The following is a 1,351-nucleotide window of genomic DNA, read 5'->3' as shown; positions in this document are numbered from 1 at the left end:
TGAAGGCCACGCGCCGTGCGGCCGCGCGCGGCCAGAACCGCCACATCGCATACCGGATCGACAATCGCGCCCCCGATCACCTGCCCGTGCGACACCACCGAAACCATGACGCCGAACAGCGGCACCCCGGCGGCGAAATTCGCCGTGCCGTCAATCGGGTCGATCACGAAGGCCAGCGCCGCCGTGGCCAGGCCATCCAGCAGGCGCGGGTTGGCCGCGACCGCTTCCTCCCCCACCACCAGCGCATCGGGCCATGCCGCGCGCAGGGCGTCCGTCAGGTCACGCTCGGTGGCTTCATCCGCCACGGTCACGATATCAAGCGGGCCGGTCTTGTTACGGATGTCGGTACGGTCGAGACAGCGGAAGAACGGCATGACATGGCGCTTCGCCGCCGCCCGCATCATGGCCACCACCATGTGCATGTCCGCCAGGGTGATCCGTACCGTCATTGCCGCCTCCGTCGCACTACCGTCCCATTAAGGACCGTTCCGGAAGGCCCGGCGCCGGGATGACCCGAAGGGAGACTTCCGGAGCCGTCTTCCGTCATCTACTTCCATGCGCCGTGGCCGCGCGTTTTCCACCCCGTCCATGGTCACAGGACAGTCAGCGCGGCCGGGTTGGTCAGTCCCGCAGGCAGGTCACCAAGGCGCCGAACTGAAGCTCGAAGCGCGCGCGATTGGCGGGAGAAAGCCGGACGGTCATCTCGGCCCCGTCCTCCCCGTCCGTGCGTTCCGTGACCTCGCCATGCTCGTACAGCCACGCCATGGCCGCGCCCTGCGCCAGCGGCACGCGATAGGCCGCGACTTCCATCGTGCGCGTCATGCGTTCGTCAATCGCGGCCAGCAGGTCGGGCAGGCCATCGCCGGTAATGGCCGAGATGACCACATTGCCCGGCCGCGCGCCCACCGCGTCGCGCCCGCCCACCAGATCGGCCTTGTTCAGCACCTCGATCACGCGGGACTGCCAGTCCGGCTCGATCGTGCCGTTGCGGGCCATGCCCTCCAGCACCTCGATCACGTCATCGCGCTGCGAGGCGCTGTCGGGATGGGCGACATCGCGCACATGCAGGATGATGTCGGCTTCCGCCACTTCCTCCAGCGTCGCGCGGAAGGCGGCGATCAGTTCGGTCGGCAGGTCACTGATGAACCCCACCGTGTCCGACAGGATGACCCGCCGCCCCGAGGGAAGCTGGATGCTGCGCATGGTGGGGTCGAGCGTCGCGAAAAGCTGGTCCTGCGCATAGACGCTGGCCCCGGTCAGCGCATTGAACAGAGTGGATTTGCCCGCGTTGGTGTAGCCCACCAGCGCCACGATGGGGAACGGCACGCGGCGGCGCGCCTGCCGGTGCAGG

General features: G+C 68.3%; 2 protein-coding genes. Both read right to left on the bottom strand.

Annotated elements, in window-relative coordinates; translation table 11 throughout:
* Positions 1-449 (bottom strand): inositol monophosphatase family protein (locus tag JCM25156_RS16715; protein ID WP_025814021.1); only part of this gene is annotated, 449 nt, incomplete at its 3' end.
* 172 nt (positions 450-621) lie between these two features.
* Positions 622-1,351: HflX GTPase family protein (locus JCM25156_RS16710; protein WP_025814019.1), on the bottom strand; the 730-nt coding region annotated here is incomplete at its 5' end.

Source organism: Komagataeibacter kakiaceti JCM 25156 (assembly GCF_000613305.1).
This window is presented reverse-complemented; position numbering and strand designations above follow the sequence as displayed.